A 7533-nucleotide genomic window follows, 5' to 3' on the forward strand; every position below is an offset into this window, starting at 1 on the left:
ATATCTATAAAAATAGCCAGCAGGTTTTTATCACCTCATATCCAGACAAAAAAAAGAGTGTCCCGAGTGATAGTGTCCCCAAAAGGGTATCTGTCGGGTAGAATAAGAAAGTATGCTTGCCTGGGTTGGGGTGTTCCAAACAGCCCTAAAACCCTAAAACACAGGGAAGTCTGCACCTTTCCCCGATAAAGTACGCCGAGAAGGCGAGTGAAATAGTACCTGAAACCATACGCTTACAAGCGGTCGGAGCCTTGGTTCTTATTTGGGCTGTCGCTGGTCATGCCGCCAGAGGTTGTGAGAGGTTACGCGCAAGCGAAACCCAAAAAACCAATGCTCGCAGCCAGTAAGACCCCCGAAATAAGGGCCAGGGGGCCGGCCGGCGTGCCTTTTGCATAAGAAGAAGCACATTCCCTGGGAAAATGGACTAAATCTTCGTATCCAGTACCTCTGCCTTCTCTTTATACCATTCATGGAAGCTGCCATTGGCTATTCGCTCCTTGACTTCTTCCATCAGCCAGAGATAAAAGGTAAGATTGTGCAGGGAAGCCAGCTCCAGTCCCAATAGCTCGCTGTTGCGGAACAGGTGGTGAATGTACGACATCTTGTATTGTGAGCATAGATCCGTGGGGAAATCAGGATCCAACGGCTGGTTGTGATTTTTCCACTTGGCGTTGCGAATGTTAACGTAGCCATTCCGGGTGAAGATTTGTCCGTTACGCGCATTGCGGGTGGGCAGCACGCAATCAAACATGTCGATACCGCGGGCAATACAATGTAAAAGATTCGCCGGTTTGCCAACGCCCATAAGGTAACGCGGCTTGTCTTCCGGCAGATAGTCGGTATTCAGGTCGGTCATCTCATACATCAGTTCTGTGGGTTCCCCTACGCTCAGCCCGCCAATGGCGATTCCCTCAAAATCGAGATCTGTTATATACTTCGACGACTCTTTACGCAAATCGGGATAGGTGCCGCCCTGGACGATGCCAAACTGAAATTGCCGGTGCTCGTATTTGGAGTTCGTATTCAGGAATGCCCGGCGTCCGCGTTCTTCCCAGCGGTGGGTAAGCTCCATCGATTCTTTGGCATAGTTGCGGCTGCTGGGATAAGGGGGACATTCATCCAGAACCATAATAATATCGGAGCCGAGGGTTCGTTGAATATCAACCACATTTTCGGGAGTAAAAAGATGCCTTGATCCATCTAAATGGCTTTTGAAATGGGCTCCCTCTTCTTTAAGTTCCCGGTTGTCAGAAAGGGAAAAGATTTGATAGCCGCCGGAATCGGTTAGGATGGGGTGGTCCCAGTTAATAAATGAATGGAGTCCGCCTGCATTTTCGATAATTTCACAGCCCGGTCGTAAATACAGGTGATAGGTATTTCCAAGGATAATCTGTGCCTTCACTTTATCGATAAGCTCATCCTGTTTGACGGCTTTGACGGTACCGAGGGTGCCTACAGGCATGAAGATAGGGGTGGATATAGAGCCGTGATCGGTAGAAAGTACGCCCAGGCGGGCCTTTGTCGATGATGCAGTCTGGTGTAATTCAAACAAGGTATCAATAATTATATGGTTCTTTTACTTAGTTGATCACTATGGCTTAAGGTAATGAATTTCTTGCTGTAACATTAATGCGCTTTTTTTGTTATTCTTAAAATAATTTTGAGCTAAATTTCTGTAATTCGTTCGCTAATATCGCCTTATGGCTCATTCTACATTAGTTATTGTACCCACATATAACGAATCGCATAACATCGGGAGGCTTATCGACAAAGTGATGAGCCTGGGTGATATGCATTTGTTAATTATCGACGACGGCTCGCCGGACGGGACCGCTGATATTGTCAAAAAGAAGCAGGAACAATACGCCGAAGCGCTCTTTTTAATTGAGCGTCCGGGTAAACTGGGATTGGGTACAGCCTATGTTCGGGGATTCCGGTATGCACTGGAAAGTGGTTACACCTACATTTGCGAGATGGATGCTGATTTTTCTCATAATCCGGAAGATCTGCCGCGGCTGATTCAAGAGGTGAAAAACGGACAGGCGGATGTAGCTATTGGTTCACGGTATGCGGATGGTATAAGCATCGTCAACTGGCCGCTGAGCCGCCTTATACTCTCATACAGCGCAAATCTCTATGCACGGTTTATTACAGGCATGCCCATTTTCGACACTACGGCGGGATTCAAATGTATCCATCGGAAAGTGCTGGAGACGATCTCTGTTGAGAACATACGGTCCAACGGCTACGCCTTTCAGATTGAGCTGCACTTCAGGGCATGGAGAGCCGGTTTTACACTCAGTGAGGTAGCAATCATCTTTCGCGAAAGACAAGAGGGTATATCCAAGATGTCAAAGTCTATTGTATGGGAGGCGATCTGGCGGGTGTGGACGCTGAAAATTCAAAGTATTATGGGGATGTTGTGATTGTGAGACAGGGTGCAAGGGCCTCGAGTCCTGCGGGACAGGGCAAGAACGGAGTACTATTAACTTCCCGGGGAGAGCCTACGACACTTATTTATACTGGACGGCTTTATACTGTAGAGCGGATGTCTTTATATGGGGCGAAGGAGATCTCAATTACCGATAATATCAAACAACCAATATTTAAACTTGGTCCTTGACCCGGTGTTTAGAAACCAGCACCCTCCGATAACCGATAACAAAATAAAGTCCTTAAACTCTTCCCAGTTGTTTGTATATTTGGTTCTCAATGCTTGAAACCAGTTTCAGATTATAATTATGCAGTATTTAGATTTTGAACAGCCGATCGCTGATTTGGAGAAAAAAATTAATGAACTCCGGAATCTCTCGATAACGGATGAAGATGTATTGACGCCAGAGATAAAACGCCTTGAAGAACGGGTGGATGAACTGAGAAAATCAATTTTTCAAAACCTGACCCGGTGGCAGCGCGTGCAGCTGGCCCGCCATCCTGACCGGCCGTACACATTGGATTATATCGATAAAATCACAGAGAATTTTGTGGAAATCCACGGCGACCGTTATCATAGCGATGACAAGGCTATTGTGGGCGGGTTTGCGACGATCAACGGAAAATCGGTCGTGATTATGGGCCATCAAAAGGGAAGGGATACGGAAAGCCGCCAGTACCGACGATTTGGAATGGCTAACCCGGAAGGCTACCGAAAGGCCTACCGGCTGATGAAACTGGCGGACAAATTTGATATGCCGGTGATTACGTTGCTCGATACGCCGGGCGCTTATCCCGGATTAGAGGCGGAGGAGCGTGGACAGGCCGAAGCCATTGCCAAAAACCTTAAGCTGATGGCAACGCTAAACGTACCGATCATCACGGTAGTCATTGGAGAGGGAGCCAGCGGCGGCGCCATCGGCATCGGGATGGGGAATGAGGTCTATATGATGGAGAATACCTGGTATTCGGTTATATCGCCGGAATCCTGTTCCTCAATCTTGTGGAAAACATGGGATTATAAAGAACAGGCGGCCTCGGTGCTTAAACTGACTGCTCAAGACCTGAAGGACCTTGACATTATCGAGGGTATTATCGAAGAACCCCTGGGCGGGGCGCATCGCAATCCAGAGGCTTCGGCAGCGGTCGTGAAACAGCAGCTTCTGGAGTCGCTGGATCGGCTGGGGAACATGAGCAGCGGCGATCTTGTGGAGTCTCGAATTGAAAAGTATTCAGGGATGGGACAGTGGGAAACAGCTTCCAAAGTAGAATCGGGGTAACGGATCGTGTTTCCTGAAAAAGAGCCTGTTTTTACGTATCCCCATCAACTGAGAAGCCGTTACGGAGAAACGGATAAAATGGGCTACGTATATTATGGCCGGTACCTGGAGTATTTTGAAGAGTCGCGTACCGAAATGATCCGATCACTGGGATTTTCTTATGCGCGACTGGAAGATAACGGCGTGATGCTGCCGGTGGTGCATACCGAAGTGGATTACAAAGCCCCGGTCTTTTATGATGAACTGATGAAAATCGAAGTGCTCCTCTACGATATCCCTGCGGTAAAGCTGGAAACGTATTACCGCGTTTTTACGGACCGGCGGGAGGCCCCTCATATCCTGGGGAAGGTGGTACTCTGTTTTATGAATGAGGAGAACCGCAAACCGTGTCGCGCTCCGGCTGATTTTATAGATACCCTGTCTTCTGTCGTTGAATCCTGATTTGTTATGCAGACTCATCATCTTACCTTATATCTGCTGGTACTGGTCTTGATTGTGGGAATGGTGATTATAGCCCTGGGCGGGGGACTTTTTGGCCAGCAACAGTTTTGGCTGTTGCAATGGCAGCATCAGGCGCTTGCCCACCTGTGTCACCAGGCAGCCGACCGATCGTTTTGGATAGGGGGGCAGCCTATGGCGGTGTGCAGCCGGTGCCTTGGAGTATACAGCGGATTTGCTTTTGGATGGATGCTCCTCCCTCTTGCAGGATTCTGGAAGGCATATTTCTATCGCTCTTGGTTGTTGAAAAAGATTCTGTTTGCAACGGCAGTGATAAATTTGATAGATATAATTGGAAATTTCGCTGCTTTTTGGGAAAATACGCTGACTTCACGGCTGGTATTGGGGGGACTGCTGGGAATAGCCGCTGCAGTACTCTTTTCGGGAGTATTTTTTAACAGGAAAAAAGAATCAACGGGGGACCATTATGGAAAACTCACAACAACGGGAATTTGATAATCCACAGCGGGATGCCGGTCATCAACCGGATCCTTCATACTGGATGTCGGTGACGACGGCGGGACTGATATTCGGGATCATAGCTTTTGTCTTGTCATTAATCACCAGTTACGCGGTCATCAACTCGGAACCTACGGGTTCCCTCTTTTCACCCTCTCAATTTATCGGTATTTTTGCCTGTCTGGTTGGAGCTTTTGGTGGTATGCTGGCAACCTGGCATTATGCGCGGGAATATGAAGATATTCCCATCAAGTTGGGAAAGGGGGCGCTTATTGGATTTTTAACGGGAGTCTGTATCACCATTGTAAGCGTGGTACTGAGCCAGGTGTGGCAGTTTGTGGACCCGGATATGACCCAGAAAATGATCGACAGCACGATCGCCAACTTGGAGGCGATGGATATGCCGGACGCCCAAAAGCAACAAATGATTGATGCCACGGTCGAAGGACTCCGCAGCAATGACAGTATCGGCATGCAGCTGCTGTGGGGTCTGCCGATTAACGGCATTCTCAATCTTATCACCGGTATGATCGGGGCAAAAATATTTGGCAAGCAGGAAGGATAACATTTATGATGAAATTTTAATGAGCGAGGAGGCAGAATACAAGCAACAGTTAACGGCATCCGATCCTGCCGGCGCCTATACTTCCTGGGCCGAACGTAACGGTTTTTCCCACTGGGTGTTGGCGTTGATATGGATCATAGCGGCTTTTATGCTATTTCAGGTTACCGCTTCGGTCATTGCGCTTGCCCTGATCGGGATGGAAGGGGGACTTAGCTCCGACCCGTCGGAAGCAATGAAGTTGATGATGGATAACCTGGACCTGGTCTTTATTGGTAATTCAACGGGACAAATTCTCTTCCTCGGGCTGGCGACCTGGTTTTATGCCCGTCTCCATACGTCCCGGTCCGCACACAAGGTCTTTATGCGATTTAACTTTCGTAGCGATACCCTGCGCTACATGTTGCTGGCAGTGGTTCTGTTGGTTGCGGGTCAGCCTGTCATCTGGTTCCTTTCGTGGCTCAATACCCTCATCCCCCTTCCGGATGCCTTTGCCAATATCCAAACTTCGCAGATGGAGATGATTGAAAATTTCCTGCAAAGCGATCATATGATGTGGCTTACGCTTTTCCACGTGGCTGTCGTCCCGGCAATATGCGAGGAGGTGTTATATCGCAGTTACGTACTGCGGGCCTTTGAGAAAAGCTGGGGCATCTGGCCGGCTATTATTATTTCGGGGCTGCTTTTCGGACTTTATCATATGCAGTTGAGCAATCTTTTTCCCCTGGCCGCTATCGGAATACTTCTTGCCTATATCACCTGGGTTTCTAAAAGCGTATTACCCGCTATGGCCGGGCATTTTGCGAATAACGGGGGCAGCGTGCTGTACGGAACCTATTACCCGGAGTCAGCTTTTGCCGAGATGACCCCGGAATCGATGCCTCCCATCTGGGCTGTAAGTATCAGTCTGTTAATTACGTCATATATTGTATATTGGATGTATAATCAGTATCAAAAAAATAGGCACGAGGAGGCATATTATGTTTGAGGGACCGAAGCCGAATGAAATAGAAGATTGGGTTTGTGTATTCGAGCGGGGGACAGAATACGAGGTGGAATCTGCCAAAAATTACCTGTCAAGCATGGAGATTCCGTCACAGATCCTCTCCAAACGGGATTCCGCTTTTAGCCTGAATGTAGGCGAAACCGCCCTGGTATACCTGTACGTTCCCAAGGACTATGAGCGGCAGGCCCGGGAAGCCCTTGAGGAGTTGGAGTTGCCTGAGGATTCGAACCGGGAAGAGGAGTAGCTTTGTGAGTGAGCTGACCAAACGTATTCTTTTTGCCGTTCCTGCTGCTGCCTTTTTCCTGTACCTTACGTACGTGGGAGGGGCCTATTTTGCGGCCCTTATTGTGCTCATCGGCCTGCTCATACAGCGTGAAGTTTCAGTAATCAGCGGAAAAGCCGGATTTCCCTCCGATCCGTTATTCCCCTACATCATTGGACTCTGGGTTTTATTATCCCCATTCTTCCACCATGATCTGGCGGTGGGACTGGCTGTCTTTTTGCTGTTTACCGGCACACAGATCGTTAAACCCGGGGACCGGGGACTTAAATCACTTATATCCACTTCCTTTTGTGGTCTTTACGCGCCCCTCGGGCTACTGGCCCTGCTGCTGGTCCGGCAGCTGGGGAATACCAAAACCGGTTTTGTTTTGACGCTCAGCCTGCTGCTGATGGTCTGGGGGAACGACATCTTTGCCTATTTCGGCGGCAAAAATTTCGGCAAAAATCACCTGGCCCCGAAAATAAGTCCCAATAAAACCTGGGAGGGCTTTTTCTTCGGTGTTGCGGGGGCCCTGGCAGGACTCACTGTCGCCTTGTACCTGGTCCCGATCGCCTACCCGTCACCTTTGCTACTGATGCTGCCCGCCGTTTTGCTGGTCAGCGTATTCGGCCCTGTTGGCGACCTGACCGCCAGCCGGCTGAAAAGAGCGGCCGGCGTAAAAGACGCTTCGACGCTTTTGCCGGGACACGGGGGCTTTTTTGATCGTTTTGATGCGTTTATCCTGGCCGCCCCCGCTTTTTACGTCTACTTGAAGTTTCTGGAAGTCATGGGATATGTCTCATTTTAACATTCGTTGCAAAACAAAAGAACTGGCGCTCAAACAGCCCTTTACCATTGCCCGCGGCACCAGGAGGACCGTTTCGAATGTTTTTGTATCCCTCTCCGCCGACGGCTATGTGGGCCGGGGTGAGGCGGCACCGAATGCCCGGTACGGGGAAGACGCCTCCAACGTAACCGCTTTCATCAAAAGCTTGCCCGACGACTTTTTTGAGGAGGTATCGACCGGAGAAGC

Annotated in this window: 9 protein-coding genes and 1 pseudogene; 9 read left to right on the top strand and 1 reads right to left on the bottom strand. The window is 49.2% G+C overall.

Annotated features, from left to right (window positions below):
• Window positions 1-424: 424 nt before the first annotated feature.
• Complete coding sequence (gene tgt / locus ACESLU_RS09035) at window positions 425-1552, bottom strand: tRNA guanosine(34) transglycosylase Tgt (RefSeq protein ID WP_372638164.1); 1128 nt, start codon at window positions 1550-1552, stop codon at window positions 425-427.
• Between the two features lie 148 nt (window positions 1553-1700).
• On the opposite strand from tgt, the gene ACESLU_RS09040 reads away from it, so the two are divergent.
• From ACESLU_RS09040 to ACESLU_RS09080, 9 genes and pseudogenes are all read left to right on the top strand, one after another.
• On the top strand, window positions 1701-2426 hold the full coding sequence (locus ACESLU_RS09040) for a polyprenol monophosphomannose synthase (protein ID WP_372638167.1): 726 nt from the start codon (window positions 1701-1703) through the stop codon (window positions 2424-2426).
• A 315-nt stretch (window positions 2427-2741) separates the two neighbouring features.
• The gene (locus ACESLU_RS09045) at window positions 2742-3713 is read left to right on the top strand and encodes an acetyl-CoA carboxylase carboxyltransferase subunit alpha (RefSeq protein ID WP_372638169.1); all 972 of its coding nucleotides are present in this window, start codon (window positions 2742-2744) and stop codon (window positions 3711-3713) included.
• A gap of 6 nt (window positions 3714-3719) precedes the next feature.
• The gene (locus tag ACESLU_RS09050; protein ID WP_372638172.1) at window positions 3720-4154 is read left to right on the top strand and encodes an acyl-CoA thioesterase; all 435 of its coding nucleotides are present in this window, start codon (window positions 3720-3722) and stop codon (window positions 4152-4154) included.
• Between the two features lie 6 nt (window positions 4155-4160).
• Complete coding sequence (locus ACESLU_RS09055; protein WP_372638175.1) at window positions 4161-4667, top strand: DUF2085 domain-containing protein; 507 nt, start codon at window positions 4161-4163, stop codon at window positions 4665-4667.
• Window positions 4639-5235, top strand: a complete 597-nt coding sequence (locus tag ACESLU_RS09060; protein WP_372638178.1) for a DUF4199 domain-containing protein — start codon at window positions 4639-4641, stop codon at window positions 5233-5235. Before ACESLU_RS09055 ends, ACESLU_RS09060 begins: the two co-directional genes overlap by 29 nt.
• Complete coding sequence (locus ACESLU_RS09065) at window positions 5216-6220, top strand: lysostaphin resistance A-like protein (protein WP_372638181.1); 1005 nt, start codon at window positions 5216-5218, stop codon at window positions 6218-6220. Before ACESLU_RS09060 ends, ACESLU_RS09065 begins: the two co-directional genes overlap by 20 nt.
• Window positions 6213-6482, top strand: a complete 270-nt coding sequence (locus ACESLU_RS09070) for a hypothetical protein (protein ID WP_372638184.1) — start codon at window positions 6213-6215, stop codon at window positions 6480-6482. The genes ACESLU_RS09065 and ACESLU_RS09070 overlap by 8 nt, the downstream gene beginning before the upstream one ends.
• 4 nt (window positions 6483-6486) lie before the next feature.
• Window positions 6487-7308: a phosphatidate cytidylyltransferase gene (locus ACESLU_RS09075; RefSeq protein WP_372638186.1), complete on the top strand. Its 822-nt coding sequence runs from the start codon at window positions 6487-6489 to the stop codon at window positions 7306-7308.
• Window positions 7295-7533: pseudogene (locus ACESLU_RS09080) on the top strand (dipeptide epimerase); the annotation flags it as partial. The gene ACESLU_RS09075 and the pseudogene ACESLU_RS09080, both read left to right, overlap by 14 nt.

The sequence above is a fragment of the Fodinibius sp. genome (genome assembly GCF_041642155.1).
GTDB lineage: Bacteria > Bacteroidota > Rhodothermia > Balneolales > Balneolaceae > Fodinibius.